The 23,290-nt window shown below is 71.8% G+C and carries 26 protein-coding genes; 21 read left to right on the top strand and 5 right to left on the bottom strand.

The genetic code is table 11. From position 1 onward, the window contains the following. Window positions 1–120: 120 nt before the first annotated feature. The 7 genes from MRBLML1_RS14595 (at window position 121) to MRBLML1_RS14565 (ending at window position 3,654) form a co-directional block, all read left to right on the top strand. Window positions 121–324 carry a cold-shock protein gene (locus MRBLML1_RS14595; protein ID WP_278255915.1) on the top strand — a complete coding sequence of 68 codons (204 nt, stop codon included), beginning with the start codon at window positions 121–123 and terminating at the stop codon, window positions 322–324. A 48-nt stretch (window positions 325–372) separates the two neighbouring features. Next, window positions 373–981: a DNA-3-methyladenine glycosylase I gene (locus tag MRBLML1_RS14590; RefSeq protein ID WP_364517093.1), complete on the top strand. Its 609-nt coding sequence runs from the start codon at window positions 373–375 to the stop codon at window positions 979–981. A 10-nt stretch (window positions 982–991) separates the two neighbouring features. Beyond that, complete coding sequence (locus tag MRBLML1_RS14585) at window positions 992–1,342, top strand: hypothetical protein (RefSeq protein WP_364517091.1); 351 nt, start codon at window positions 992–994, stop codon at window positions 1,340–1,342. A 71-nt stretch (window positions 1,343–1,413) separates the two neighbouring features. Further along, a complete protein-coding gene (locus MRBLML1_RS14580) occupies window positions 1,414–1,734 on the top strand; it encodes a WXG100 family type VII secretion target (RefSeq protein ID WP_364517089.1) in 321 nt (106 codons plus the stop codon). Then, window positions 1,734–2,036, top strand: coding sequence for a WXG100 family type VII secretion target (locus tag MRBLML1_RS14575; protein ID WP_364517087.1), 303 nt, complete (start codon window positions 1,734–1,736; stop codon window positions 2,034–2,036). The genes MRBLML1_RS14580 and MRBLML1_RS14575 overlap by 1 nt, the downstream gene beginning before the upstream one ends. 6 nt (window positions 2,037–2,042) lie before the next feature. Further along, window positions 2,043–3,329 (top strand): hypothetical protein, encoded by a 1,287-nt coding sequence (locus tag MRBLML1_RS14570; protein ID WP_364517085.1) that lies wholly within the window; start codon window positions 2,043–2,045, stop codon window positions 3,327–3,329. Then, window positions 3,322–3,654 (top strand): hypothetical protein, encoded by a 333-nt coding sequence (locus MRBLML1_RS14565; protein WP_364517083.1) that lies wholly within the window; start codon window positions 3,322–3,324, stop codon window positions 3,652–3,654. The genes MRBLML1_RS14570 and MRBLML1_RS14565 overlap by 8 nt, the downstream gene beginning before the upstream one ends. On the opposite strand, the gene MRBLML1_RS14560 is transcribed toward MRBLML1_RS14565, so the two are convergent. Then, the gene (locus MRBLML1_RS14560) at window positions 3,629–4,153 is read right to left on the bottom strand and encodes an NUDIX hydrolase (RefSeq protein ID WP_364517081.1); all 525 of its coding nucleotides are present in this window, start codon (window positions 4,151–4,153) and stop codon (window positions 3,629–3,631) included. The two genes, MRBLML1_RS14565 and MRBLML1_RS14560, sit on opposite strands and share 26 nt — an antisense overlap. Window positions 4,154–4,257: 104 nt before the next feature. Here MRBLML1_RS14560 and MRBLML1_RS14555 point away from each other — a divergent pair, with 104 nt between their 5' ends. Both MRBLML1_RS14555 and MRBLML1_RS14550 read left to right on the top strand, forming a co-directional pair. Further along, window positions 4,258–4,896, top strand: a complete 639-nt coding sequence (locus tag MRBLML1_RS14555) for a DUF6338 family protein (protein WP_364517079.1) — start codon at window positions 4,258–4,260, stop codon at window positions 4,894–4,896. Window positions 4,897–4,905: 9 nt separating this feature from the next. After that, entirely contained in the window at window positions 4,906–5,061 is a 156-nt protein-coding gene (locus MRBLML1_RS14550; RefSeq protein WP_364517077.1) for a hypothetical protein, read from the top strand. Between the two features lie 38 nt (window positions 5,062–5,099). Here MRBLML1_RS14550 and MRBLML1_RS14545 read toward each other — a convergent pair whose 3' ends face one another. Both MRBLML1_RS14545 and MRBLML1_RS14540 read right to left on the bottom strand, forming a co-directional pair. Beyond that, window positions 5,100–5,771, bottom strand: a complete 672-nt coding sequence (locus tag MRBLML1_RS14545; protein ID WP_364517075.1) for an MBL fold metallo-hydrolase — start codon at window positions 5,769–5,771, stop codon at window positions 5,100–5,102. Then, on the bottom strand, window positions 5,768–6,454 hold the full coding sequence (locus MRBLML1_RS14540; RefSeq protein ID WP_364517073.1) for a maleylpyruvate isomerase family mycothiol-dependent enzyme: 687 nt from the start codon (window positions 6,452–6,454) through the stop codon (window positions 5,768–5,770). Before MRBLML1_RS14540 ends, MRBLML1_RS14545 begins: the two co-directional genes overlap by 4 nt. Before the next feature lie 134 nt (window positions 6,455–6,588). Here MRBLML1_RS14540 and uvrA point away from each other — a divergent pair, with 134 nt between their 5' ends. The 3 genes from uvrA to MRBLML1_RS14525 are packed head-to-tail and all read left to right on the top strand — an operon-like array spanning window position 6,589 to window position 10,517. Continuing rightward, the gene (gene uvrA / locus MRBLML1_RS14535; RefSeq protein ID WP_364517070.1) at window positions 6,589–9,567 is read left to right on the top strand and encodes an excinuclease ABC subunit UvrA; all 2,979 of its coding nucleotides are present in this window, start codon (window positions 6,589–6,591) and stop codon (window positions 9,565–9,567) included. Window positions 9,568–9,600: 33 nt separating this feature from the next. Then, window positions 9,601–10,086: a Rieske (2Fe-2S) protein gene (locus MRBLML1_RS14530; protein WP_364517068.1), complete on the top strand. Its 486-nt coding sequence runs from the start codon at window positions 9,601–9,603 to the stop codon at window positions 10,084–10,086. Continuing rightward, window positions 10,083–10,517 (top strand): Rieske (2Fe-2S) protein, encoded by a 435-nt coding sequence (locus MRBLML1_RS14525; protein WP_364517066.1) that lies wholly within the window; start codon window positions 10,083–10,085, stop codon window positions 10,515–10,517. The genes MRBLML1_RS14530 and MRBLML1_RS14525 overlap by 4 nt, the downstream gene beginning before the upstream one ends. Here the strand turns inward: MRBLML1_RS14525 and MRBLML1_RS14520 are convergent. Next, window positions 10,490–11,788 (bottom strand): pyridine nucleotide-disulfide oxidoreductase, encoded by a 1,299-nt coding sequence (locus MRBLML1_RS14520; RefSeq protein WP_364517064.1) that lies wholly within the window; start codon window positions 11,786–11,788, stop codon window positions 10,490–10,492. The genes MRBLML1_RS14525 and MRBLML1_RS14520 overlap by 28 nt on opposite strands. Before the next feature lie 67 nt (window positions 11,789–11,855). Here MRBLML1_RS14520 and uvrC point away from each other — a divergent pair, with 67 nt between their 5' ends. The 9 genes from uvrC (at window position 11,856) to MRBLML1_RS14475 (ending at window position 20,569) form a co-directional block, all read left to right on the top strand. Then, window positions 11,856–13,829 (top strand): excinuclease ABC subunit UvrC, encoded by a 1,974-nt coding sequence (uvrC, locus tag MRBLML1_RS14515; protein ID WP_364517062.1) that lies wholly within the window; start codon window positions 11,856–11,858, stop codon window positions 13,827–13,829. Window positions 13,830–13,834: 5 nt separating this feature from the next. Then, entirely contained in the window at window positions 13,835–14,704 is an 870-nt protein-coding gene (gene rapZ, locus MRBLML1_RS14510) for an RNase adapter RapZ (protein WP_364517060.1), read from the top strand. Further along, entirely contained in the window at window positions 14,697–15,668 is a 972-nt protein-coding gene (locus MRBLML1_RS14505) for a gluconeogenesis factor YvcK family protein (RefSeq protein ID WP_364517058.1), read from the top strand. Before rapZ ends, MRBLML1_RS14505 begins: the two co-directional genes overlap by 8 nt. Before the next feature lie 54 nt (window positions 15,669–15,722). After that, on the top strand, window positions 15,723–16,706 hold the full coding sequence (gene whiA / locus MRBLML1_RS14500; RefSeq protein ID WP_364517056.1) for a DNA-binding protein WhiA: 984 nt from the start codon (window positions 15,723–15,725) through the stop codon (window positions 16,704–16,706). 148 nt (window positions 16,707–16,854) lie between these two features. Continuing rightward, complete coding sequence (gene gap, locus MRBLML1_RS14495) at window positions 16,855–17,853, top strand: type I glyceraldehyde-3-phosphate dehydrogenase (RefSeq protein ID WP_364517054.1); 999 nt, start codon at window positions 16,855–16,857, stop codon at window positions 17,851–17,853. 5 nt (window positions 17,854–17,858) lie between these two features. Then, entirely contained in the window at window positions 17,859–19,064 is a 1,206-nt protein-coding gene (locus MRBLML1_RS14490; protein WP_364517052.1) for a phosphoglycerate kinase, read from the top strand. Window positions 19,065–19,067: 3 nt separating this feature from the next. Continuing rightward, window positions 19,068–19,886 (top strand): triose-phosphate isomerase, encoded by an 819-nt coding sequence (gene tpiA, locus MRBLML1_RS14485; protein ID WP_364517050.1) that lies wholly within the window; start codon window positions 19,068–19,070, stop codon window positions 19,884–19,886. Between the two features lie 29 nt (window positions 19,887–19,915). Next, window positions 19,916–20,152, top strand: a complete 237-nt coding sequence (gene secG, locus MRBLML1_RS14480; RefSeq protein ID WP_364517309.1) for a preprotein translocase subunit SecG — start codon at window positions 19,916–19,918, stop codon at window positions 20,150–20,152. A gap of 57 nt (window positions 20,153–20,209) precedes the next feature. Further along, on the top strand, window positions 20,210–20,569 hold the full coding sequence (locus MRBLML1_RS14475) for an RNA polymerase-binding protein RbpA (protein ID WP_364517048.1): 360 nt from the start codon (window positions 20,210–20,212) through the stop codon (window positions 20,567–20,569). Window positions 20,570–20,825: 256 nt separating this feature from the next. On the opposite strand, the gene MRBLML1_RS14470 is transcribed toward MRBLML1_RS14475, so the two are convergent. Then, complete coding sequence (locus tag MRBLML1_RS14470) at window positions 20,826–23,273, bottom strand: class F sortase (protein WP_364517046.1); 2,448 nt, start codon at window positions 23,271–23,273, stop codon at window positions 20,826–20,828. Window positions 23,274–23,290: the final 17 nt, after the last annotated feature.

Below are 23,290 nucleotides of genomic sequence, written 5' to 3'. Positions count from 1 at the left end.
GCGCCGATACACTGTTGTAGCTCCACCTGGTCAATCCACGAGGCGCGGTTTCAGTTGGTTTCAGCCCACGCGGACCATTCGGCCCGCGCGGCCCTCATGGATGACACAAGGAGAAAGAACATGGCGCTCGGCACCGTGAAGTGGTTCAACGACACCAAGGGCTTCGGCTTCATCGCGCAGCAGGACGGCGGCGCTGACGTCTTCGTCCACCACACCGGCATCGCCGGCAGCGGCTTCAAGTCGCTCGCCGAGGACCAGAAGGTGGAGTTCGACGTCACCCAGGGTCCCAAGGGCCTGCAGGCGGAGAACGTCCGCGCGATCTGATCGTTCCTGATCGGTCTCTTGTCGGGGCCGGGTGGCAGGGTTCGTCGCATGACGAGCGCTGTGCCCGGCCCTGACGGCTTTCTGCGGTGTCCCTGGGCGGTCTCCGCCCCTGAGTTCCCGGCCTACCACGACACCGAGTGGGGCTTCCCGGTCGTCGACGAGCGCCGCCTCTTCGAGAAGGTGAGCCTCGAAGGCTTCCAGTCCGGCCTGAGCTGGCGCACCATCCTGGTCAAGCGCCCCGCCTTCCGCGCCGCCTTCGCCGGCTTCACGATGGAGACCGTCGCGCGCTACGACGAGAGCGACGTCGCCCGGCTGCTCACCGACGCCGGCATCGTCCGGCACCGCGGCAAGATCGAGGCCGTCGTCAACAACGCCGGCCGCGCCCTGGACCTGATCGACGAGCGCGGGTCGCTCGCCGCCTACTTCTGGTCCTTCGAGCCGCCGCTAGCCGAGCTGGGCGAGCCGCAGACGCTCACCACCTCGCCCGCCGCCGTCGCGATGTCGAAGGACCTCAAGAAGCGCGGGTGGCGCTTCGTCGGGCCGACCACCGCGTTCGCGTTCATGCAGGCGATGGGGCTGGTCAACGACCACGTCGAGGGGTGCGTGACCCGCGACGAGGTCGGAAAAGCCCGCGCGGACTTCACGCCACCCGTCTAGCGTCGCCCGCATGATCGAGCTCGCCCGCCGCCGGATGCAGCTGCCTCCGCCACCGCGGGTGCTGTGGGCGGACCTGGCCGCGCCGGCCCGCATCGGGTCGCGGGTGTGGCTGGAGCTCGATGCCGGCGAGCAGTGGCCCGACGTCCTGGAGTCGGTCGAGAACGAGCGGGTGGTCTGGTCCTCGCTGTGGACCGCTCGTCCCGACGACCGGATCGAGCTCCTCGTCGAGCCGGACGGCGGCGACTCCGCGCTCACCTTCGTCTGGCTCGCCGCCGACCCCCTGCCCGGCCACGCCAGCCCGTTCCGCTACCGGCTGACGGTGCTGTTCGCCGCGGAGCTGCGGTACTCCTACGGTCAGTAGGGAGGGCTCTCGCCAGCATAGGGCTTGGCATTGCCAGGCATGGCATGTTTGCCTATGTCATGGGGGGTGCCATGACCATCGAGATCATCCATGCCGCGTTCGCTCGCGCCATCGACGACGTCCACACTGCTGCGACGGAGCTTGCCCGTGCGCGTGTGGACATCGACCGCCGCATCAGCGCCTTCCTCGGAGTGTCGTGGCGTGGAGACGCGGCCGAGACCTTCGTGCCACCGTGGGGAGATTGGGTCGCCGGGGCCGAGGAGGCGGAGTCGGGCCTCCGAGCGATGGCGGAGCTGCTGGCTGCGACCCAGCGAGACTTCCAGCAGGAGGATCGCGCTTCCCAGGCGGCGCTCGATTCCATCTCTGCCCGCATCATCGACAGGCTCGGCTGATGAGCGGCGGCTCCTACTCGCTCGACCCGGCGGAGCTCACGGGCGTGATCGAAGACCTTGTCCTCTGCCGTCGCACGATGGAGGCGCGCGTCGTGGACCTGCGACGGCAGCTTGAGAAGCTCCATCAGACGTGGGACGGCCTGGCAGCCGAGGCCCATGTCGTCGCGCAGGCAGTGATCGAGGACGGCCTCGCGGCGATGGATCTCGCTCTCGATGACTTCACCGCGACCAGCGCCTCCGCGAGGGCGGGCTACCAGGTGGCTTGGGATGCCAACGTAGCGCTGTGGCGATCGGTCCTGTGAGCACGGATGACTGTCGACATCTTCGCCCCGACCTACGACTCCGCCGCTGAAGCCCTGATCGCAGCGAATCACGACGCGGCTGTCCTCTATGAGCGTCTCACCAATACGCTCTCGGGCTGCGGTTCCATGGCGGGAGACGACTCGACGTCGACCGACTTCGCCAAGGCGTACGACGAGCAGGCCCAAGCCACGGTGGACGCCCTTCGCGAGCTTGTCGATGCGGCCGGCAACCTCGGTGTGCTGGCGGCGACGTCGATCGAGAACCACCGGAAGGGTGAGGCCGCAGCTCGGTACACCGCGCCGCCTCTGTTGTACGACGGCTGCGGCATCGCTCAGGGCACCGGCGAGGTCGACGTGCCGATGTTCTCGGTGCCCGGGTCGGAGGGCGGCGACGGCGGCGGGATGCCGGAGTTCCTCGACGTGGTCATCGATCATGTGCAGGGCGTGGTGTGGCCCAGTGCGGACACGTCCAAGCTTCGCACCGCAGCACAGTGCTGGCGCTCCGCTGCGACGGCGCTCGACCTTCTCGCGCCAGGGATCCGGTCGGCCAAGGCAGAGCTGGCAGACCAGCGCTCTCCGGAGATTCCGCTCGCGCTGACGGCTGTGGGTGAGCTCGACGAGGGTGTTGAGGGCCTCGCGGAAGCGTGCCGGGGTCTGGCTTCCGCCTGTAACGACTACGCCAGCCAGGTCGACGAGCACCGTGACGAGATCCGCGACATCATGGTCCAGCTGGCCATCGAGGCCGGCGTGACGGCTGTCATCGGTGGCGTCCTGTCGTTCGTGACTGCCGGACTCACGGGCGCCGCCGCGGTCGCGGCAATCGGAACGCGAGCCGCGATGTTCGGCGCCCGGATCCTCAAGGTGCTGGAGAAGTTGCGCGCCGTCATTCGGCTGGGGCCGCTGGTGAGGCTCGGCGAGGTCGGAGTCAAGGTTCGCAAGCTGGGCCCCGTCCTCCGCCGACTTGCGCAGCGCACCGCCCGACATGGCAAGAAGCCTCCCAAGGTGCCGCGCCGCAAGCCCGACGAGATCCTCAGGTCGCTCCGTCAAGGCAGCAAGCGCACCAAGCTGGTCGACAGCGACGCCGATTTGCAAAAGGTCTGGGACGAGCTGAGGGACGGCGGAAAGCTGCTCGCGCGGAAGGACCCGGCTCACTCGGCGTGGTACGAGCTTGAGGACGGAACGCGGGTCGGGCTCCGCGGATACTCGACCAGCGGCGGCCGTACGATCGACATTGAGCTGCCGACTGGCGGAACGCGCCGCGTGCACATCGAAGGTGGAGTGAACGATGGCTGATGCAGAGGTGATCCTCGAGTCGCTGCTCGACGAGTTGAAGGTCGACTGGTGCGACGTCGGCTGGGCATTCGGGCTCGCCGTCGAGGAGGCAGGTCTCGCCGGCGACGCAGCTCGGGACGCCGCGATCGACGCTCTCGACCGCGGACTCGTCGACGGGCTGCTCGTCGCCGGCGACCTGGGTCCCGGCGGTTTTCAGCCCTGGCCGGAGCGAGGCGCCGCAGCGGGGGCGCGCATCCGGGACGCCTGGCACGCTCAGGGACAGGCGCGCCCCGACGGGTCCGCGATCGGCTGGCTGGAGATCACCGACCGCGGTCGGGCTCGCTGAGGACGAGGTCGCCGAGCAGCGCGATCGTGTCCGGCACGAACGGCTTCGTCGCGATCATCGCCCGCAGATCCGCCACGCTCACCCACGCGCCCCAGGCGACCTCCTCGGCCTGCCAGGTGATCGGGCCGTCGTAGACGCAGGTGAAGCAGAAGCCGTGGTAGCGGGTGTGGTCGTCGGCGTAGTCGCCCTCGCCGAGGCTGGTCAGCGCGACACCCGTCACGCCGAGCTCCTCCTCGGCCTCGCGGACCGCGGCGTCGTACGGGTCCTCGCCGACCTGGAGCACCCCGCCGGCGGCGAAGTCGTGGAAGCCGGGGAACACGTCCTTGGTGTCGGTACGACGGTGCACGTACACCTCACCGGCGCTGTTGCGCACGACGACGGCGGTGGCCGCGTGGCGGAGGTTGCGGGCGCGCACCTCGCGGCGGGTGACGACCTCGCCGGACGGCTGGCCAGTGTCGTCGTAGAGGGGGACGAGCTCGTCGTCGGGTGAAGTGCTCATCTCGGGACCGTCGGCGGAATGATCACGCGCCGAATACGCATGGGCAGGCCCTGGGTTGTGGATGAAAGGCGGCAGCTGTCGGTGATGGGTGCCAGGGTAGTCGCATGCCCACATCGGTCCAGGCGGCAGCCGCGGTTGTCATCTGCCTCATGCCTGGTGCTCTTTACATCTGGTCCTTTGAGCGCCAGGTGGGCCGGTGGGGAGTCGGATTGAGTGATCGGCTCCTGCGGTTCGTGGGTGCGTCGGCTGTCTTCCACGCGCTCGCCGCGCCTGCAAGCTATGTGCTCTGGCGCGAGTACTGGCCGGTGATGCGGGTGGCGGGTGCGCTTCCGTGGTGGCTGTGGCTCGTGTCGGGCGCCTACGTTGTGCTGCCACTCTCCGTGGGCACCGCCATCGGTCGCGGGAGTCGGCACGGATCGCCTTGGGCACGGTACTTCACCGGCCCCGACCCGGCGCCACGCGCGTGGGACTACCTGTTCCAAGGCGGACGTGATGGCTGGATCCGTCTTCGCCTCAAGTCGGGATCTTGGATCGGTGGCGCGTTCGCGACGACAGAGAGCGGCCTCAAGTCCTACACGGCGGGCTATCCCGAGCCGCAGGACATCTTTCTCGCTACCGCCGTCGACGTGGATCCGGAATCGGGCGCCTTCCTCTTCGAGGCGAACGGATCCCCAAGGCTCCGCAGTGGCGGTGTCCTCGTGCGCTGGGAGGAAGTCGAGTACCTTGAGTTCATCGATGCGTAGGAGGCAGCCATGACCAGCAGCGCCCGCAAGGTCAACGGCAACTTGGGGGAGAAGCGCGGTGGTTACAGCTCCTCGACCAAGTTGGTGACGAAGCTGGCTCCGCCTCCGCGTGGTGCGGCACCGGGATCCCCGGCACCGTCGAAGAACGAGAAGAAGGCCGGCTGACCCTCGTCGGCGCGGTCAGCGGAGGCTGCCACGCGGTCTCACCAGCCGCGCTCACGCCACTCCGCGAGGTGCGGCCGCTCGGCGCCGAGCGTCGAGTCCGAGCCGTGCCCGGGGTAGAACCAGGTGTCGTCGGGGAGCGTGCCGAACAGCTTGGTCTCGACGTCGTCGATCAGCGTGCGGAAGGCGTCGGCGTCGCCGAAGGTGTTGCCGACGCCGCCGGGGAAGAGCGAGTCGCCGGTGAACAGGTGCGGGGAGCCGTCGGGGTCGCGGTAGAGCAGGCAGATCGAGCCGGGGGTGTGCCCGGTGACCCGGATGACCTCCAGGGTGCACGAGCCGACCGCGACGGTGTCGCCGTCGCGGACCCGCCGGGTGACCGGTACGCCGGTCTGGGAGGTGATCTCGTCGGCGTCCGGCTCGCCGGCGACCGCGGCCGCACCCGTGCCGGAGACCACGGCGGCCAGGGCGCGGTGGTGGTCCCAGTGCTGGTGGGTGGTGACGACGGTCGTCAGCCCGGCGTCGCCCACGAGCTGCAGCAGCAGCTCGGGGGAGTCGGCGGCGTCGATGAGCACCTGCTCGCCGGTGTCGTGGCAGCGCAGCAGGTAGGCGTTGTTGGCCATCTTCTCGTCGACCGCGACCTTGGTGATCGTCAGTGCGGGCAGCGCGCGCTCGTCGACGGGACCGCCGACCTTCACGTCTCCGGTGTAGCTCATCGTCCCTCCAGGGTGGGCAGCGATCCGTTCGTGCTGGACAGTAGCGAGCCGGCCTCGCGGCCGGTCGACCACCAGGCGAGGGCGCTGGCGGGGCCGCTCACGGTCGGCGCGTCGGCGGCGGGGGAGCCGAACGCCCAGCGCGCGGGCTCGTCGGTGGCGACGACGTGGAAGCCGGGGCCGTCGTACCGCTCGGCGGAGGCGGTGAGGACGGCGAGGGCGAAGTCGGGCGGCCAGTCGGCGGGCGTGTAGCCGGTGTCGAGGTCGGCGTGGTGGATCTCGACCTCGCTGCGCCGGAAGTCCGGTACGGCGGCGACCGGCGACACCCGCCCGCCCGGCGTCCGCTCGAAGGTGACGTCCGGGCCCAGGCCGGTGGCGACGTCCGCCACCTCCGCGAAGCCCGCGACGGCGGCGCGCAGCCGCTCCCGGAGCTCGGCGGGCGAGGCGGGAGCGAGCGCGAGGATGTCCTCGTCGCGGGCCTCGACACTGACGTACATCGTGGTCGGTACCCCGTCGCGGACGCCGCGCAGCACCCCGGTCAGCGCCTCCGCGTTGAGCGCCAGGTGGGCGACGAGGTGCGCGCGGGTCCACCCGTCGCAGAGGCTGGGGCCGGCGAAGTCCACGTCCGAGAGCGCGTCGACGGTATGAAGGAGCCGCTCGGAGGCAGCGTCGAGGGGGAGGGTCACCCGACCATCATGCCCGCGACCGGGTCGTTGTCGGTGGCGGGTGAGAGGGTGGTTCGTGGCGCGGCGGCTTGCCACCGCGCCGTACGATGGCGAACACTTGTTCGAACTTCTGAGCACACAGCAAGGGACCGGTAGTGCAGGATCAGCTGATCATCCGTGGGGCGCGCGAGCACAACCTCAAGGACGTCTCGATCGACCTTCCGCGCGACTCCCTCATCGTCTTCACGGGGCTGTCGGGCTCCGGCAAGTCGAGCCTGGCGTTCGACACCATCTTCGCCGAGGGCCAGCGCCGCTACGTCGAGTCGCTGTCGGCCTACGCGCGCCAGTTCCTCGGCCAGATGGACAAGCCCGACGTCGACTTCATCGAGGGCCTCTCCCCGGCGGTCTCGATCGACCAGAAGTCCACGAGCAAGAACCCGCGCTCCACGGTCGGCACGATCACCGAGGTCTACGACTACCTCCGCCTGCTCTACGCGCGCGCCGGCCGCCCGCACTGCCCGACCTGCGGCGCCCCGATCGAGCGGCAGACGCCGCAGCAGATCGTCGACCGGATGCTCGCCCTCGAGGAGGGCACCCGCTTCCAGGTCCTCGCGCCGGTGGTGCGCGGGCGCAAGGGCGAGTTCGTCGAGCTGTTCCGCCAGCTGCAGTCCCAGGGCTTCTCGCGGGCCCGGGTCGACGGTGAGACCCACAACCTCGACAACCCGCCGACGCTCGACAAGAAGTACAAGCACACCATCGACGTCGTCGTGGACCGGCTCGCGGTCAAGGAGAGCGCCAAGCGCCGGCTGACCGACTCGGTCGAGACCGCCCTCGGCCTGGCCGGCGGGCTGGTCGTCTTCGACCTCGTCGACAGCGGCCAGGAGCTGAAGTTCTCCGAGAAGATGGCGTGCCCCAACGAGCACCCGATCGAGACCGACGACCTGGAGCCGCGCTCCTTCTCGTTCAACTCCCCGTTCGGCGCCTGCCCCTCGTGCACCGGTCTCGGCACCCGGATGGAGGTCGACCCCGAGCTGGTCGTCCCCGACCCGACCGCGACCCTGGCCGAGGGTGCGCTGCAGCCGTGGAGCCACGCCCACGTCGCCGACTACTTCGGCCGCCTGCTCGTCGCGCTCGGCGAGGAGCTCGGCTTCGACGTCGACACCCCGTGGGAGCAGCTGGGCGCCAAGGCGCAGAAGGCCATCCTCGAGGGCCACGCCACCAAGGTCCACGTCGTCACGCGCAACCGCTACGGCCGCCAGCGCTCCTACTACGCCGACTTCGAGGGTGTGCGCACCTACGTCGAGCGCCGGCACCGCGAGGCCGAGAGCGACACCAGCCGCGAGCGCTTCGAGGGCTTCATGCGCGAGGTGCCGTGCCCGGTGTGCGCGGGCAGCCGGCTCAAGCCGGTCTCGATGGCCGTCACCCTGGGTGCCCTCGACAAGGGCGGCAAGAACATCGCCGAGGTGTGCGCGCTGCCGATCAACGAGGCAGCGGCGTACCTGAAGGACCTCGACCTGTCCGCGCGCGAGCGTCAGATCGGTGAGCGGGTCCTGAAGGAGATCCAGGAGCGGCTCAACTTCCTGCTCGACGTCGGCCTCGACTACCTCTCCCTGGACCGGCCTTCGGGCTCGCTGTCCGGTGGCGAGGCGCAGCGGATCCGGCTGGCCACCCAGATCGGCGCCGGCCTGGTGGGCGTCCTCTACGTCCTCGACGAGCCCTCCATCGGGCTGCACCAGCGCGACAACCAGAAGCTGATCGAGACCCTGGTCCGGCTCAAGGACCTCGGCAACACCCTCATCGTCGTCGAGCACGACGAGGACACCATCCGGGTCGCGGACTGGATCGTCGACATCGGCCCCGGCGCCGGCGAGCACGGCGGCCAGGTGGTCCACTCCGGCACGGTCAAGGACCTGCTGGAGCACCCGGACTCGATGACCGGGCAGTACCTCTCGGGCCGTCGCGAGATCCCGGTCCCGGCGATCCGTCGCCCGCGCACCGTGGGCCGCGAGCTCAAGGTGCACGGCGCGCGCGAGCACAACCTGAAGAACATCGACGTGGCGTTCCCGCTCGGGGTGTTCTGCGCGGTCACCGGCGTCTCCGGCTCCGGCAAGTCCACGCTGGTCAACGACATCCTCTACACCTCGCTGGCCAAGCAGATCTACAACGCCCGCGCGATCCCCGGCCGGCACCAGAAGATCACCGGCCTCGACCACGTCGACAAGGTGATCCACGTCGACCAGTCGCCGATCGGCCGCACGCCGCGGTCCAACCCGGCGACGTACACCGGGGTGTTCGACCACGTCCGCAAGCTGTTCGCGCAGACGCCCGAGGCGAAGATGCGCGGCTACCAGCAGGGCCGGTTCTCGTTCAACGTCAAGGGCGGGCGCTGCGAGGCCTGCGCCGGCGACGGCACGATCAAGATCGAGATGAACTTCCTGCCCGACGTCTACGTCCCGTGCGAGGTCTGCCACGGCGCGCGCTACAACCGCGAGACGCTCGAGGTGCACTACAAGGGCAAGACCATCGCCGAGATCCTCGACATGCCGATCGAGGAGGCGCTGGAGTTCTTCGCCGCGGTGCCCGCCATCGCCCGGCACATGAAGACCCTGGTCGAGGTCGGCCTCGGCTACGTCCGGCTCGGCCAGCCCGCGACCACGCTCTCCGGCGGCGAGGCGCAGCGGGTCAAGCTCGCGGCGGAGCTGCAGAAGCGCTCGACCGGACGCACCGTCTACGTGCTCGACGAGCCGACCACCGGCCTGCACTTCGAGGACATCCGCAAGCTGCTGGGCGTGCTGTCGAGCCTGGTCGACAAGGGCAACACGGTGCTGGTGATCGAGCACAACCTCGACGTCATCAAGACCGCCGACTGGATCGTCGACATGGGCCCCGACGGCGGTTCGCGCGGCGGCACCGTGGTGGCCGAGGGCACGCCCGAGGACGTCGTCGCGGTCGCGGCGAGCCACACCGGAGCCTTCCTCAAGCCGCTGCTCGACGGCCGCGAGGCGAAGCAGCCGGGTCGTCCCAAGCGGGCGCCGGCCGAGCCCGTGGCCAAGGCGCCGGCGAAGAAGACGGCGGCCCGCAAGACCGCCGCGAAGAAGGCGAGCGCTCCCCGCAAGCGGACAGCCGCGTCATAGCGTCATCTCAGGAAGCCCCCGTAGCCTGAGCCCATGACGGCCCCCTTGAGCAGGCGACGTGCACTGTCCGGAGCGGCGACCCTCGGCATCGGCGTGCCCCTGCTCGCCGCCTGCGGCGACGACGGCGGTACGACGGCCGGCGACCCCGCCACCTCCGAGGCACCCACGAGCAGCGGCGCGCCGAGCTCGGCCGCCACGACCGAGACCGCCACGGGTGGTTCGAGCGCGGCGGCGGACGGCCTGGTGGCCGCGGCCGACGTGCCGGTCGGCGGCGGGGTGATCCTCAAGGACGACGAGATCGTGGTGACCCAGCCGGAGGCCGGGGAGTTCAAGGCGTTCTCGGCGATCTGCACCCACCAGGGCTGCCTGGTCAGCTCCGTCGAGGACAGCAAGATCGTCTGCGCCTGCCACGGCAGCACCTTCGACATCACCGACGGCTCGCCGCAGGGTGGCCCGGCCCAGACCGCGCTCTCCGCGGTCAAGGTCTCGGTCAGCGGCGACCAGGTCGTCGAGTCGTGACGCCGCCGGTGGCCCGGCTGGGAGAGGTACGGGCGAACCGGCGGATCGTGTTCTCGGGACTCGGCGCTCTCGGCGTGGCCGCCGCACTGGCCGGCTGCGCCGGGAGCGACGGGGGCGGCTCCTCGAAGCCGTCGGTCGCGGCTGGTGACGAGCTCGCGGCGACGGCCGACGTGCCGGTCGGGGGCGGGGTGGTCCTCGCGGACCAGAAGATCGTGCTGACCCAGCCGGTGGCGGGGGAGTTCAAGGCGTTCACCGCGGTGTGCACCCACCAGGGGCTGACCGTGACCTCGGTGAAGGACGGCACGATCCTCTGCGCCCACCACGGCTCGTCGTACTCCGCGGAGGACGGCGCCGTCGAGGGCGGCCCGGCGCCGTCAGCGCTGGCCGAGGTCGCCGTGAAGGTTCAGGGCGACAAGATCCTCGCGGCCTGAGCCTCGGCCCGCCAGGCCTCGTCGCGGGCCGCCGGGCGGCGGTCGAGGCGGGCGTCGAGCACGACCCGCGCCTCGTCGTACCGTCCGGCGCGGAGCAGGGCCGCGATCCGGGCCTCCTCCACGATCTCGCGCTGCGCGTCGGATCCACCGAGCCGCCACACGTGCGGCGTCAGCGCCGCCAGCCGGTCGGCACCCTCGTCGCACCGGCCCGCCGACAGCAGGGCGAGCGCCCCGGCTAGGGGCGCGACCACCTCGCGATGGGTGGCGCCGTCGTGGCGGGCGCACCAGCGGGCCAGCTCCTGCAGCCCGGCGGTGTCCTCCACCGCGAGCAGCGCCACCGCGGCGTGCATGCCGAGGAACGCCGTGGCGGGGTTCTCCAGGACCGAGCGGCCGGTCAGCGCGACCACCTCGTGCATCGACGGCACGTCGGCGCAGCCCGGGGTGAGCGCCCACCGGAAGAGCAGCGAGCCGGTGTCGACCAGCGCCCGGCAGCCGACGGCGTGCCGGGGCTGGAGCTGCTCGTCGTACCGCCGGCGGACCGCGTTGGTGTCGCCGAGCGAGAGCTCGTGCAGCGCCGCGTGCCAGGAGAAGTGGGTGAGGCTGTCGGTCTCCGCTCCGTCGCCGAGCACCCAGGCGTCCATCCAGGCCAGCCCCGCGACGTGGTCACCGGTCTCGTAGTGCGCATGGGCCCGGGCGTGCGCGGCGTGCCCGCCGCTCGGCTCGGCCGCCAGCGAGCGGCAGGACAGGTCCATCGCCTCGTCGAAGCGGCGCTGCTCCTGCCGGACGAAGGCCATCAGCCCGTTGATCCAGGGGTCGTCGCCGTAGGCCGGGGCCGCGGTCTCCACGATCGACCAGGCCTGCTCGGGCAGGTCGGTCACACCGGCGAAGGCGATGGTCGGCATGGCGACGGAGAGCAGCACCGCGTCGCGCGGGTACGACGCGAGGTGGGCCAGCAGGGGACCGTGGTCGCCCTGCAGGTGCCGCTCGACCGCGTGCACGTGGCTGCGCTCGCGCTCCGTGGCGCGACCGGCGTGCAGCCGGGCGTCGGCCAGCCGGGCCGGGATGTCGGCCTGCACGCACATCTCGTGCGCGAGCAGCGCCAGGGTCGCGTGACCGAGGGCGAAGGTGGGGTCGAGCGCGACCGAGGCGGCGATCCGCGAGGCGGCCCCGGCGCGGAGCCGGAGCAGGTCCCGGACGCCGTCGGCATAGGCCTCGGCAGCTGCCTGGCTGGTCGTCAGGGGGTAACCGTAGGCGTCGCGACAACAACCCATAAGTACAGTAAACCACCTGACATTGCTCGATAAGAGATTGTCGGCGGCGATCCGTAGGGTTGGTCCCGTGGCGCCCGCAGTGAACTACCGACCCGCACCGGGGTCGATCCCCACCCAGCCGGGCGTCTACCGGTTCCGTGACGCCAAGGGCCGGGTCGTCTACGTCGGCAAGGCCAAGAGCCTGCGGGCCCGGCTCTCGTCGTACTTCCAGGACATCGGCAACCTCCACCCACGCACCGCCACCATGGTCACCACGGCGACCTCGGTCGAGTGGACGGTGGTGAAGACCGAGGTCGAGGCGCTGCAGCTGGAGTACTCCTGGATCAAGGAGTTCGACCCGCGCTTCAACGTGAAGTACCGCGACGACAAGTCCTACCCGTGGCTCGCGGTGACCGTCTCCGAGGAGTTCCCGCGAGTGATGGTCGGCCGGGGCGCCAAGCGGCGCGGCACCCGCTACTTCGGTCCCTACAGCCATGCCTGGGCGATCCGGGAGACCGTCGACATCCTGCTCCGGGTCTTCCCGATGCGCTCGTGCAGCAACGGCGTGTTCAAGCGCTCCAGCCAGATCGGCCGGCCCTGCCTGCTCGGTTACATCGACAAGTGCGCGGCCCCCTGCGTCGGCAACGTCTCGCCCGAGGAGCACCGTGCGATCGTCGACGACTTCTGCGAGTTCATGGCCGGGCGGACCAAGCCGTTCATGAAGCGCATCGAGCAGGAGATGTACGCCGCCTCGGAGAGCCTCGACTTCGAGAAGGCCGCCCGCCTGCGCGACGACCTCGGCGCGATGCAGAAGGCGCTGGAGAAGCAGGCGGTGGTGTTCGGCGACGGTTCCGACGCCGACGTGATCGCGGTCGCCGAGGACCCGCTCGAGGTGGCCGTGCAGGTGTTCTACGTGCGCGGAGGCCGGATCCGCGGCCAGCGTGGCTGGGTCGCCGACCGCACCGACGACGGCGACACCGCGTCCCTGGTCGAGCACTTCCTGCTCCAGCTCTACGCCGGCGTCGCGCCCGAGGACGCCCGTGACGCGGTGCCCCGGGAGATCCTGGTGCCCGAGCTGCCGGCCGAGGCGGCCACCTGGGAGCAGCTGCTCTCCGACCTGCGCGGCTCGCGGGTGGAGATCCGGGTGCCGCAGCGCGGTGACAAGCGGACCCTGCAGGAGACCGTGGCCCGCAACGCCAAGGAGTCGCTGGCGCTGCACAAGACCAAGCGGGCCAGCGACCTGACCACCCGCAACATCGCGCTCGGCGAGATCGCGGAGGCGCTCGAGCTCGACGAGGCGCCGCTGCGGATCGAGTGCTACGACGTCTCGCACATCCAGGGCACCGAGATCGTCGCCTCGATGGTGGTCTTCGAGGACGGCCTGGCCCGCAAGAGCGAGTACCGCCGCTTCGTGATCCGCGACCAGGAGGGCTCCGACGACGTCGCGGCCATGCACGAGGTGATCACCCGGCGGTTCAAGCGGCTGCTCGACGAGCAGGCGCGCTCCGAGCTGCGCCCCGGCGACCCGGAGAGCGGCAGCGGGCCGATGCTGGTCGACCCGGACACCGGCCGGCCGCGGAAGTTCGCCTACGCGCCGGGGCTGGTGGTCGTCGACGGCGGCGCTCCCCAGGTGGCCGCCGCCAAGCGGGCGCTCGACGAGCTGGGCATCGACGACATCCCGGTCTGCGGGCTCGCCAAACGGCTGGAGGAGGTCTGGGTGCCCGGCGAGGAGGACCCGGTGATCCTGCCGCGCACCTCCGAGGGGCTCTACCTGCTGCAACGCGTCCGCGACGAGGCGCACCGCTTCGCCATCACCCACCACCGCAATCGCCGCTCGAAGTCGATGGTGGAGAGCGTGCTCGACGGCGTGCCGGGGCTGGGGGAGGTGCGTCGCAAGACCCTGCTGCGCCACTTCGGGTCGCTGCGCAAGCTCCGCGCCGCCACGGTCGAGGAGATCGCCGCCGTCCCCGGCGTCGGCCCGCGCACGGCCGCCGCGATCAAGAGCGCGCTGGAGCAGGAGGACACCGATGCGGCGTCCCGCAAGCGGACTGCACCACAATGACCTCCATGAGTGAGAGCACCCACGGGCCGCTCGTCGTCATCACCGGGATGACCGGCGCCGGGCGGAGCACCGCGGCCAAGGAGCTGGAGGACCTCGGCTTCTTCGTCGTCGACAACCTGCCGCCCAGCCTGCTGCCCGACGTCGTCCGGCTCGTCGACGAGAGCCACGGGCCGGCCCAGCCGGTGGCGGTCGTGGTCGACGTACGGTCCGGGTCGTTCTTCCAGGGCCTGCGCAGCGCGCTGGCCCACCACGTGACCGGACGCGACACCACACTGGTCTTCCTCGACGCCACCGACGAGGTGCTGGTCCGCCGGCAGGAGGCGGCCCGGCGGCCGCACCCGCTCCAGCAGGGCGGCCGGCTGCTCGACGGCCTGCAGCGCGAGCGTGTCGTGCTCGCCGACCTGCGCTCGGAGGCGGACCTGGTCATCGACACCAGCAACCTCAACGTGCACCAGCTCACCGACCGGATCACCGAGGCGTTCGGCACCTCCGAGTCGACCCGGCTGCGGGTGACGGTGATCAGCTTCGGCTTCAAGTACGGCATCCCGGTCGACGCCGACTACGTCGCCGACATGCGCTTCCTGCCCAACCCGCACTGGGTCCCCGAGCTGCGCCCGCGCACAGGGCAGGACGGCGAGGTCTCGGCGTACGTGCTCGGTCGGCCGGGGGCGGAGGAGTTCCTCGACGCCTACGTGCCGCTGCTGGAGGGCGTCGCCCAGGGCTACCTGCGCGAGGGCAAGCGGTTCATGCGGGTCGCCATCGGCTGCACCGGCGGCAAGCACCGCAGCGTGGCGATGAGCGAGGAGATCACCCGCCGCCTGCTCGCCCAGGGGTACGTCGCCCGCGCCATCCACCGCGACCTCGGCCGTGAGTGACCAGCGCGCCCAGGCAGTGGTGGCGCTCGGTGGCGGCCACGGCCTGCACGCGTCGCTCAGCGCCCTGCGCCACCTCCTCGACGACCTGACCCTCGACGAGCTCACCGCGGTCGTCACCGTCGCCGACAACGGCGGCTCGTCCGGCCGGCTGCGCGGCGAGTTCAACGTGCTGCCGCCCGGCGACCTGCGGATGGCGCTGGCCGCGCTCTGCGGGGACGACGAGTGGGGCGACACCTGGGCCCGGGTGCTCCAGCACCGCTTCGCCGGCGAGGGCGAGATGCGTGGCCACGTGGTCGGCAACCTGCTCATCGTCGGGTTGTGGGAGCTGCTCGGTGACCACGTCGACGCCCTCGACTGGGTGGGCCGGCTGCTCGGCGCCCGCGGCCGGGTGCTGCCGATGGCGCTCACCCCGATGGACATCACCGCCGACGTGCGCGGGCTGGTGCCGGGTGAACCGGACGCGCTGACCACCGTGCACGGCCAGGTCGAGGTCGCCACGACGGACGGGGTGATCGCCTCGATCGCGCTCGACCCGCCCGCTCCCGAGGTCAGCCCCGCCGTCGTGGACGCGATCACGACGGCCGACTGGGCGGTGCTCGGTCCGGGCTCGTGGTTCACCTCCGTGCTGCCGCACCTGCTGGTCCCGGCGCTGCGGGAGGCGCTCGTGCACACCGAGGCCCGCCTCGTCGTCGTGCTCAACCTGGAGGAGCAGGAGGGGGAGACCCCCGGCTTCGGCCCGGCCGACCACCTCGCCGTGCTGGCCGAGCACGCACCCGACCTGCACATCCACACCGTGCTCGCCGACCGTGGCTCGGTGGGGGCCGACCTGGCCGAGCTGGAGGAGATGGTGCAGGCGCTCGGCGCCCGGCTGGTGGTCGACGACGTCGCCGCCGACGACGGCTCCCCACGGCACGACCCGTGGAAGCTGGCGGCGGCGTACGCCCGCATCTTCGGGGCCGCGTAGATCACGTCCTCGCCGCCGCCGAGGGTTGTTGACCAGCGTGGGAGGATCGTGGCCATGGCGATGACGGCACAGGTGAAGGCGGAGCTGGCCAGTACCCCGGTCACCAAGGCGTGCTGTCGCAAGGCGGAGGTCGCCTCGACGCTCCGCTTCGCCGGCGGGCTGCACATCGTGGGCGGCCGGATCGTCGTGGAGGCCGAGCTCGACACCGGCGCCGCCGCGCGCCGGCTGCGCAAGGACATCTCCGAGATCTACGGCCAGTCCTCCGACGTGGTGATGGTCCAGGGCAACGGGCTGCGCAAGGGCAGCCGCTACATCGTCCGGGTCGCCAAGGACGGCGAGGCCCTGGCCCGCCAGACCGGCCTGCTCGACCAACGCGGCCGCCCGGTCCGCGGCCTGCCGCCCGCCGTCGTCTCCGGCGGTGCCTGCGACGCGGTCGCCGCCTGGCGGGGCGCCTTCCTCGCCCACGGCTCGCTCACCGAGCCGGGCCGCTCCTCCTCGCTGGAGGTCACCTGTCCCGGCTCCGAGGCCGCGCTCGCCCTCGTCGGCGTGGCCCGCCGGCTCGGCATCCAGGCCAAGGCCCGCGAGGTCCGCGGCGTCGACCGGGTCGTCATCCGTGACGGCGACGCGATCGGCCAGCTGCTCACCCGGCTCGGCGCGCACGAGACGCTGATGGCCTGGGAGGAGCGGCGGATGCGGCGCGAGGTCCGCGCCACCGCCAACCGGCTCGCGAACTTCGACGACGCCAACCTGCGCCGCTCCGCCCGCGCCGCGGTCACCGCCGGGGCGCGGGTCGAGCGCGCCATGGAGATCCTCGGCGAGGAGGTGCCCGACCACCTGCGGATGGCCGGTGAGCTGCGCCTCCAGCACAAGCAGGCCTCGCTCGAGGAGCTCGGCCAGCTGCACGAGCCGGTGCTCACCAAGGACGCCATCGCCGGCCGGATCCGCCGGCTGCTCGCGATGGCCGACAAGCGCGCGGAGGACCTCGGCGTCCCCGACACCGAGGCCTCGCTCACGCCGGAGATGCTCGCCGAGGGCTGAGCCTCGTGGCTCGTCGTACCAGCTCCTGCCGGGCCGCATCCCGGACGACGGGCGGCGCCGGCTCAGGTGCCGCGACTAGGGTCGTCAGGGACGCATGATCTGTGTCACTCGGCACCACCCTCAGCTGACGACATAAGGAGCAACCACGGTGACTGTCCGCGTAGGCATCAACGGATTCGGCCGGATCGGCCGCAACTTCTTCCGCGCAGTGCAGGCCAGTGGGGCAGACATCGAGATCGTCGGTGTCAACGACCTCACCGACAACGCGACCCTCGCGCACCTCCTCAAGTACGACTCCATCCTCGGCCCGCTCGGCACCGACGTCACCTCGACCGACGACGCGATCATCGTCGGCGGCACCGAGATCAAGGCGTTCGCCGAACGCGACCCGGCCGCCCTGGGCTGGGGTGACCTCGGCGTGGACGTGGTCGTCGAGTCCACCGGGTTCTTCACCGACGCCACCAAGGCCCGCGCCCACGTCGACGGCGGCGGCGCCAAGAAGGTCATCATCTCCGCGCCCGCCTCCAACGAGGACGTCACGATCGTGATGGGCGTCAACCACGAGACCTACGACCCGGCCACCCACACGGTCATCTCCAACGCCTCGTGCACCACCAACTGCCTCGCCCCGATGGCCAAGGCCCTCAACGACGGCCTCGGCATCGTCAAGGGCCTGATGACGACGGTGCACGCCTACACCGCCGACCAGAACCTCCAGGACAACATCCACAAGGACCTGCGCCGCGCCCGCGCCGCCGCGATCAACATCGTGCCGACCTCCACCGGCGCCGCGAAGGCGATCGGTCTCGTCCTGCCCGAGCTCAAGGGCAAGCTCGACGGGTACGCCCTGCGCGTGCCCACCCCGACCGGCTCGCTCACCGACCTGTCCTTCGAGGCCTCGCGGGAGACCTCGGTCGAGGAGGTCAACGAGATCGTCAAGGCCGCCGCCGACGGGCGCTACCTCGTCTACTCCACCGATCCGATCGTGTCCTCCGACATCGTCACCAGCCCGGCGTCGTGCACCTTCGACGCCCCGCTCACCAAGGTGATCGGCAACCAGGTCAAGGTCGCGGGCTGGTACGACAACGAGTGGGGCTACTCCAACCGCCTCGCCGACCTGATCACCTACGTCGGCGCTACGCTCTGACGCTTGTGACCGACAACAACGGCCTCGCTCCCGAGTTCCTGCAGAGCATCCGCGGCAAGCGCGTCCTGGTCCGCTCGGACCTGAACGTGCCGCTCGACGGCTCCACCATCACCGACGACGGCCGGATCCGCGCCAGCGTCCCCACCATCCGGGCCCTCGCCGAGGCGGGCGCCCGGGTGGTGGTGACGGCGCACCTCGGCCGCCCGAAGGGGGAGCCGGACCCGGCGTACTCCCTGGCCCCGGTCGCCGCCCGGCTCGCCGAGCTGCTCGGCGCCCCGGTGGCCTTCGCGACCGACACCGTCGGCGACTCCGCCCAGGAGACCGTCGCCGCGCTGGAGGACGGCCAGGTCGCGCTGCTCGAGAACGTGCGGTTCAACGCCGGTGAGACCAGCAAGGACGACGCGGAGCGCGGCGCCTTCGCCGACCAGCTCGCCGCGCTCGCCGACGCCTTCGTCTCCGACGGCTTCGGTGTCGTGCACCGCAAGCAGGCCAGCGTCTACGACGTCGCGCAGCGCCTCCCGCACGCCATGGGCGGGCTGGTCGCCACCGAGATCGACGTGCTGCGACGGCTCACGGTCGACCCGGCCCGGCCGTACGTCGTCGTGCTCGGCGGCTCGAAGGTCTCCGACAAGCTCGGCGTGATCGACAACCTGCTCGGCAAGGCCGACAAGCTGCTCATCGGCGGCGGGATGGTCTTCACCTTCCTCAAGGCCGACGGGCTCGAGGTCGGCCAGAGCCTGCTCGAGGAGGACCAGCTCGACACCGTCCGCTCGTACCAGGCCCGCGCGAAGGAGCTCGGTGTCGAGATCCTGCTGCCCACCGACATCGTGGTGGCTGACTCGTTCGGCGACGAGGGCTCGGCGCGCGTCGTACCGGCCTCGGAGATCCCGGCCGACAGCCTCGGCCTCGACATCGGACCCGAGTCCGGTGCCGCCTTCGCCGCCGCGTTGGCCGATGCCAAGACCGTGTTCTGGAACGGCCCGATGGGCGTCTTCGAGCAGGCCGCCTTCGCCGAGGGCACCCGTGCCGTCGCCGAGGCGCTGACGAAGGTCGACGGCCTGTCCGTGGTCGGTGGCGGCGACTCGGCCGCCGCCGTGCGTACCCTCGGGTTCGACGAGGCCGCGTTCGGCCACATCTCGACCGGCGGTGGCGCGAGCCTGGAGTACCTCGAGGGCAAGGAACTGCCCGGCATCACCGTTCTGGAGGACTGACTGATGGTCTCGACAAGCTCCACACCCGGGCAGCGGCGCACCCCGCTCATGGCGGGCAACTGGAAGATGAACCTCAACCACGCCGAGGCCGTGGTGCTGGTCCAGAAGCTCGCCTGGACGCTCTCCGACAAGCGCCACGACTACGGCAAGGTGGAGGTCGCGGTCATCCCGCCGTTCACCGACATCCGCTCCGTGCAGACGCTCGTCGACGGCGACCGGCTCTCCATCCGCTACGGCGCCCAGGACGTCTCCGCGCACGCCTCCGGCGCCTACACCGGCGAGATCTCCGCGCCGATGCTCGCCAAGCTCGGCTGCTCCTACGTCGTCGTCGGCCACTCCGAGCGCCGGCAGTACCACGCCGAGACCGACGAGGTCGTCAACGCCAAGGCCAAGGCCGCGCTGGGGGAGAAGATCACCCCGATCGTCTGCGTCGGGGAGGGCCTCGAGGTCCGCCAGGCCGGTGAGCACGTGCCGTACACGATGGCCCAGGTCGAGGGCTCCCTCGCCGGCCTGTCGAAGAAGCAGGTCGCCGGGCTCGTCATCGCCTACGAGCCGGTCTGGGCGATCGGCACCGGCGAGGTCGCCACGCCCGACGACGCGCAGGAGGTCTGCGCCGCGATCCGGGGCCAGATCCGCGAGTCCTTCGGTGACGAGGCCGCCGACTCCGTCCGCGTCCTCTACGGCGGCTCGGTCAAGGCCGCGAACGTCGCCGGCATCATGGCGAAGGCCGACGTCGACGGCGCCCTGGTGGGTGGCGCGAGCCTGGAGGCGGACGAATTCGGAGGAATCTGCCGCTTCTACGACATGCCGGTGCTGTCGTAGTACCGGGCCTGACGTAGGATTCCCGCGTGTTGTCGACGCTTCTCACCATCCTGCTCGTGATCGCGAGCCTGCTGCTCATCCTCCTGGTGTTGCTGCACAAGGGACGCGGCGGCGGACTCTCGGACATGTTCGGCGGCGGCGTGTCGAGCTCCCTCGGTGGTTCGTCCATCGCAGAGCGCAACCTCGACCGCTTCACCATCGGAATCGGCGTCATCTGGTTCGCGTGCGTCATCGCGCTCGGACTGCTGCTCGCCTATCAGAACTGATCGACTGCGACAGGCCCGCTCCCGTTCGGGCCGCATGATGCTGGAGGAGAGAATCCGTTGGCTGGTGGTGGGAACGCGATCCGCGGTAGTCGCGTCGGTGCAGGTCCGATGGGCGAGGCCGAGCGGGGTGAGGCGGCCCCCCGTCAGGCGGTGACGTACTTCTGCGCGAACAGCCACCGCTCGGTGATCACCTTCTCGGTCGAGGCCGCCGTGCCCGACTCCTGGGACTGCCCCAAGTGCGGGCTGCCCGCAGGCCTCGACTCGGAGAACGCCCCGCCGGCGCCGAAGATCGAGCCGTACAAGACGCACCTGGCCTACGTGAAGGAGCGCCGCTCCGACAAGGAGGCTGAGGTCATCCTCGACGAGGCGATCCAGCAGCTGCGCTCGCGGCGGAAGTCCGGCGAGATCATCTTCTGAGCTGATGGCGCGAGCGCGGCTTCGCCGCGGCGGTCGGCAGCAAGCTGCAGGCCGCGCGGCTCTCGCCGCGCTGCCGCGCCGCGGTTGTCCTTCGTAGGTCCTGCCTCGGTCTGGCGGCAAGACTGCCTGAGTTGATGGCGCGGCCGCGGCTGCCTCGCGGAGGTCCTGCCTCTGCCTCGCGGCAGCCTCGGCGACGGCCCGCGCACCACCCGTGCGGCGGAGAAAGGGGGCGCGCGCTCGGTGCCACGGACGCCGGTCACTGGGGGACCGCCTCGACGACGAGGTTCTTGCGGTAGTGGAAGCCGCCGCCGGGGAGGCTGACCCGGTCGGTGCAGGTGACCAGCACCAGCCGGCGTGCGATGCCCTGGAGGAACAGGCTGCGGGGCAGGTGGCGGCGGTCGATGGCGCGGACCCGGACGATCCGCCAGTGCCGGACGGCGCCGGACGCGTCCACGGTGGTGACCCGCTGGCCGACCCGGGCGCGGCGCAAACCGTGGAAGGCGCCGGGGCGGTCGTGGTCGTCCGAGACGTGCCCGGCGAGCAGCGTGGTGCCGACCAAGGACGAGAGCGGGACGCTGCCGTCCCAGAGCCCGGCGCGACGACGCTCGTGGGGCGCGGGCAGGGTGGCGCCGCGGAAGGCGACGGACTCGAGGGTGGCGCCCACCCCCGCCGTCGGTACGACGACCCGCGCCTGCCCCGTGCGCCCCGAGCCCCGGGACGGGGTGCTCCGGCCGCCGCCCGTGTCGACGGAGGGGTGTCCGGGCACGGCGGGCTGCCGGGGGCCGGCGAGCGAGGTCTCCTCGGCGAGGCCGGCCGCGGTCCAGGGTGAGCCGGTGCTGCGGCTGGAGGGGCGCAGACGCTCGCGGTAGGTGTAGCAGCCGCCCCGGCGCAGCCGGGTCCGGCCGACCCGCACGGTGCCGTCGCGGCTCACCGCGAAGGTGCCGTGGGCGGCGACCGGTGCACCGGCCCAACGGGCGCCGGTGCACCGCAGTGCGCGGTCCGGCGCGACCGGACCGAGCAGGAGCCAGTCACCGGTGTGGGGCACGCCCTGGGTGCCGGTGACGGTGACCGCGTCGGTGAGGGTGTCGCCGACCAGCGAGCGCTGCCGGTCGACCCGGGTGGCGAGGCGCGGGGTGACGAGGGTGACGAGGGTGGTCTCCTCGGCCAGCCCGGCCGCGGTCCACGGCGCACCGGTGCTGCGCGACGAGGGCCGGAGCCGCTCGCGGTAGGTGAAGCAGCCGGCCCGCGGCACCCGGGTGCCGCCGACCTGGACGGTGCCGTCGCCGGAGACGGCGAAGGTGCCCTGGGCGAGCACCGGGGCACCGGTCCAGCTCGCGCCGCCGCACTGGCCGTGGACGGGCGCGACGGGGCCGAGCAGCTGCCACTCGCCGGTGAGCGGGACGGCCTGGGTGCCGGTGACCGTGACGGCGTCGACGAGGGTGTCGCCGGGAAGGGCCCGTTGCCGGTTGACCCGGGTGCGGAGCGTCGGGGTGGTGAGGGTGGCGAGCGCGGTCTCCTCCGGGATGCCGGGGGCGGTCCATGCCGTGCCGGAGGTGCGGGCGGAGGGGAGCAGGCGCTCGCGGTAGGTGTAGCAGCCGGCCCGCTCGAGCCGGGTGCGCCCGACGCGCACGGTGCCGTCACCGACGACCCCGAAGGTCCCTCGGCCGGCGACCGCCGCACCCGACCACCGCAGGGCTCCGCACTGCTGACGCCGGTCGGGGGTGACCGGCCCGAGCAGCAGCCACTCGCCACGCAACGGCGTGCCGCCGGTGCCGCTCACGGTCACCGCGTCCTCCAGGGTGTCGCCGACGAGGGCGCGCTGACGGTTGACCCGGGTGGTGAGCCGCGGGGTGCGCAGGGCCGGCGTCGTGGCGGAGGTGGTGAGCGTGCGGTGACCGGCGGAGGCGGCGACCCGCTGGTAGCGGGCGCCGAGGACGTAGCGCTGGTAGCGGTGCTCGGGGACCTGCTCGTAGCGGACCCGGACGGCGACCGCGCCGCCTCCGGAGCGCCGCCAGGACAGCGCCGGGACGGCCTTGTCACCGCTGCGCAGGTGGCGGGACGTGGAGCCGTCGGCGAAGGTCGCGCCACTCAGGGTCACCCGGACGAGGACGCCCGGCACCCACGCGCCCCGGGCCGAGCGCAGGCCGAGGCCGGAGAGGGTGCCGGAGGGACCCTCCGTGGCGAGTGTGGGACGGCCGGGGGAGTAGCCCGTGGCCGGGGGCGCGTGGCGGCCGGCGTCGACGAGCAGGGCGCGGGACGCACGGACGATCCGGGCGTGCACGGCGGGGCTCTCGCGACGGACCTCCGCGAGCCGGCTGGCCATGGCGTCGGGCTGGGAGTTGAGGCCGAGGGCGTGGCCGACGGTCCACCAGAGGGCCGCCGCGAGCACCGCGTCGTGGCGTGCGGCGTCGAGCCGGGTGGAGAGCAGGTAGCCGATGACGGGGTCGGTCGCGAGGCGCGGCCGCGCCGCCCGGCTGGGCCAGCGGCGGGTGCCGGTGTCGAGGCAGATCCCGGGTGGGCCGCCGGGGATCCGGGCGGTGCCGAGCTCGTGGCCGGCGCGGGTCGTGTAGCCGGAGAAGCCGGTCGAGGAGGGATGTCCCGGACCGATCCGCTCGGCGCGCGCCGGCGCGAGCGGGAGACCGACCAGGGTGAGCAGGACGAGCGCGGCGAGCACGCCGCGGACGAGGAGGCGAAGAGGTGTCATGCCGACCGATCCTCGGC

The sequence above is a fragment of the Nocardioides sp. LML1-1-1.1 genome, from assembly GCF_040676175.1.
GTDB lineage: Bacteria > Actinomycetota > Actinomycetes > Propionibacteriales > Nocardioidaceae > Nocardioides.
Note: the sequence above shows the minus strand (reverse complement) of the source record. Positions and strands in the feature narration are given on the sequence as shown.

Coding starts and splice junctions, on each gene's coding strand:
- MRBLML1_RS14590 (WP_364517093.1), top strand. CDS start 373: ATGACGAGCGCTGTGCCCGGCCCTGACGGCTTTCTGCGGTGTCCCTGG.
- MRBLML1_RS14555 (WP_364517079.1), top strand. CDS start 4,258: ATGCCCACATCGGTCCAGGCGGCAGCCGCGGTTGTCATCTGCCTCATG.
- MRBLML1_RS14545 (WP_364517075.1), bottom strand. CDS start 5,771: ATGAGCTACACCGGAGACGTGAAGGTCGGCGGTCCCGTCGACGAGCGC.
- MRBLML1_RS14560 (WP_364517081.1), bottom strand. CDS start 4,153: ATGAGCACTTCACCCGACGACGAGCTCGTCCCCCTCTACGACGACACT.
- MRBLML1_RS14520 (WP_364517064.1), bottom strand. CDS start 11,788: ATGGGTTGTTGTCGCGACGCCTACGGTTACCCCCTGACGACCAGCCAG.
- MRBLML1_RS14570 (WP_364517085.1), top strand. CDS start 2,043: ATGACTGTCGACATCTTCGCCCCGACCTACGACTCCGCCGCTGAAGCC.
- MRBLML1_RS14565 (WP_364517083.1), top strand. CDS start 3,322: ATGGCTGATGCAGAGGTGATCCTCGAGTCGCTGCTCGACGAGTTGAAG.
- MRBLML1_RS14575 (WP_364517087.1), top strand. CDS start 1,734: ATGAGCGGCGGCTCCTACTCGCTCGACCCGGCGGAGCTCACGGGCGTG.
- MRBLML1_RS14595 (WP_278255915.1), top strand. CDS start 121: ATGGCGCTCGGCACCGTGAAGTGGTTCAACGACACCAAGGGCTTCGGC.
- whiA (WP_364517056.1), top strand. CDS start 15,723: ATGGCGATGACGGCACAGGTGAAGGCGGAGCTGGCCAGTACCCCGGTC.
- MRBLML1_RS14585 (WP_364517091.1), top strand. CDS start 992: ATGATCGAGCTCGCCCGCCGCCGGATGCAGCTGCCTCCGCCACCGCGG.
- rapZ (WP_364517060.1), top strand. CDS start 13,835: ATGAGTGAGAGCACCCACGGGCCGCTCGTCGTCATCACCGGGATGACC.
- MRBLML1_RS14470 (WP_364517046.1), bottom strand. CDS start 23,273: ATGACACCTCTTCGCCTCCTCGTCCGCGGCGTGCTCGCCGCGCTCGTC.
- tpiA (WP_364517050.1), top strand. CDS start 19,068: ATGGTCTCGACAAGCTCCACACCCGGGCAGCGGCGCACCCCGCTCATG.
- MRBLML1_RS14550 (WP_364517077.1), top strand. CDS start 4,906: ATGACCAGCAGCGCCCGCAAGGTCAACGGCAACTTGGGGGAGAAGCGC.
- MRBLML1_RS14530 (WP_364517068.1), top strand. CDS start 9,601: ATGACGGCCCCCTTGAGCAGGCGACGTGCACTGTCCGGAGCGGCGACC.
- MRBLML1_RS14580 (WP_364517089.1), top strand. CDS start 1,414: ATGACCATCGAGATCATCCATGCCGCGTTCGCTCGCGCCATCGACGAC.